Origin of the sequence: Sporosarcina sp. BP05, assembly GCF_014282005.1 — a bacterium.
Taxonomy (GTDB): domain Bacteria; phylum Bacillota; class Bacilli; order Bacillales_A; family Planococcaceae; genus Sporosarcina.
Genome location: NZ_JACFTD010000063.1, coordinates 1 through 1,309 on the forward strand (window position 1 = coordinate 1; position 1,309 = coordinate 1,309).

Genomic DNA, 1,309 nt, shown 5'->3' on the forward strand with positions numbered 1-1,309 from the left:
CCGCTTTTGCTTCAGTCAGACATTTACCGTTGACACTTCCCTCTGGCCAAATAAAAAAGACCGTCAATAGACGATCTCCTCTTGTTGAACTAAAGCACCCGTTAGTGTAAGTGTAGCACCTTTTAGTAATGTATTTTCAGTCACGTCTTTTTTTCTTATCTTCTAAAAAAATCCAAAGGTCGTAGATTGCCCAAAATCCAAATATGATTACTATAACTGGATAGAATTTGTATTCTCCAGGAAGAATTTTAATAAACAAAAATCCAAAGAGTAAAAACGGTGGTGAAAGTATTGCATATTTTCCCCAGTGCACAATATTCCCCCTCACTCCTGTTCAAAGTAAAAGCTCATTACATTTTTTCACTAAACTGCCCCTTTAGTTCAATAAGAAAAAAGGCTTTACTCTTTCTTGAAGTAAAGCACTCGTTAGTTCAATATTGTTTCTTCACATCGTTATATATTTCTATTGCTTGTTCATAAATATCATTATTGGACTCGATTTGATAATTTTCAGCACTATCACTTAGATGAAAAATCCCCTTATCATCCATCACTAAAATACTTGAAATTTGGTCATTATAGATAAATGTTATGGTTATCGCCTTTTCATAATTAATTTCTTGGTTTGTTTGTCCACTATATTCTATTTGATTGTAAGCCTTCACAAGTGACTGAACAGTTTCTTTATCTACTTTGTTATATCCCTCGTACAAACTCTGTCCAAATCCAATATCAAAATAATCTGCTTTAATTTGTTTTACAGAGTTATTATTACATCCGCTTACAATAAAAAATACAATTAGTATAATAGACATAAATAATAATTTCCTCACAATTTCACTCCCTCAATCTATACTGATGAAAATCTTCCTAAACTAACCTGCCCCGTTAGTTGAACAAGAACAGGCAACTTTCAATAATTTTCACCGCTTTTTAAAAAAACGAGCGAAAAAACCTAGATTTCCCTCTTTTTCTGTCGCAGCGGTTTCAGCCATGTCCAATTCTTTTTTACGACTTGCCATAGTTTCCTTTAAACTTAACAATAGTTCTCTGTCGTGTTCTTCCAGTTGTACTCGTCCTGGCAATGATTCCTTGATATAACTTTTCAACTCCAATTGTCCATTTACCAATTCCTCAATCATTTCTCGCATGGCATTCATTTCTTTATTTTGTTGGATTAACGATTCTTGAAAAGATTCAAGCGTTGTAGGAAGAACGATTAATTCTTTGCTTTCAATTCGTGTAACTTCACCACCAAACTTCTCCAAGAGCAACTTTTCCATTTCTTTTGGATCCGTGCGATGAATCC

General features: G+C 33.8%; 3 protein-coding genes. All 3 read right to left on the reverse strand.

Features of this window, described 5'->3' with window-relative positions:
- Positions 1 to 136: 136 nt before the first annotated feature.
- Positions 137 to 313 (reverse strand): hypothetical protein, encoded by a 177-nt coding sequence (locus H2672_RS19085; RefSeq protein ID WP_186673987.1) that lies wholly within the window; start codon positions 311 to 313, stop codon positions 137 to 139.
- Between the two features lie 118 nt (positions 314 to 431).
- On the reverse strand, positions 432 to 833 hold the full coding sequence (locus H2672_RS19090; protein ID WP_186673988.1) for a hypothetical protein: 402 nt from the start codon (positions 831 to 833) through the stop codon (positions 432 to 434).
- 90 nt (positions 834 to 923) lie between these two features.
- A partial coding sequence (locus H2672_RS19095; protein ID WP_186673989.1) for a hypothetical protein occupies positions 924 to 1,309 on the reverse strand: 386 nt, incomplete at its 5' end.